This is a genomic window from Rhizobacter sp. P2_H2 (assembly GCF_056403375.1).
The window spans coordinates 1-512 of sequence record NZ_JBFUFP010001863.1; the positions used below are offsets into that span (position 1 = coordinate 1).

The following is a 512-nucleotide window of genomic DNA, read 5'->3' on the forward strand; positions in this document are numbered from 1 at the left end:
CGCCTCGGCCGCCGCCGAGCGCGCCACGCGCCAGCAGGCCCAGCCCGCCGAACAGCGTCAGCAGCATCGCGACGAGTGCCGTGCCGAGCGCCATCCACAGCGCACCGGCAAGCCACCAGGCCGCAAGCCCCGCCAGCACGCCGGCCACCGCCGCGCTGCCGAGCCGGCCCAGCACCGCGCGCAGCACCCCGCCGACAGCCAGCGCCGCCAGCAGCACGAACGGCAGGCCGCGCGGCAACTCGCCGATGTCCTGCGCGCCGTCGCGCGGTGCCGCCGCGGGCAGTGGTTCGCCGTCGACGATGCCGATCATGCGGTCCACGCCGGCCGCGACGCCGCCGGCGACATCCTGCTGCCGCAGCCGCGGCACGATCACCTCGTCGATGAGGCGCTTGCAGGTGGCATCGTTGAGCACGCCCTCCAGGCCGTAGCCCACCTCGATGCGCAACGCCCGGTCGTCCTTCGCGATCACGAGGATCGCGCCGTCGTCCACCTTGCGCCGCCCGAGCTTCCAC

At 75.4% G+C, this 512-nt stretch carries 1 protein-coding gene; it reads right to left on the reverse strand.

Annotation, left to right across the window (positions count from 1 at the left end; all coding sequences use genetic code 11):
• Positions 1 to 512 (reverse strand): TPM domain-containing protein (locus AC1D15_RS36650; RefSeq protein ID WP_477829960.1); only part of this gene is annotated, 512 nt, incomplete at both ends.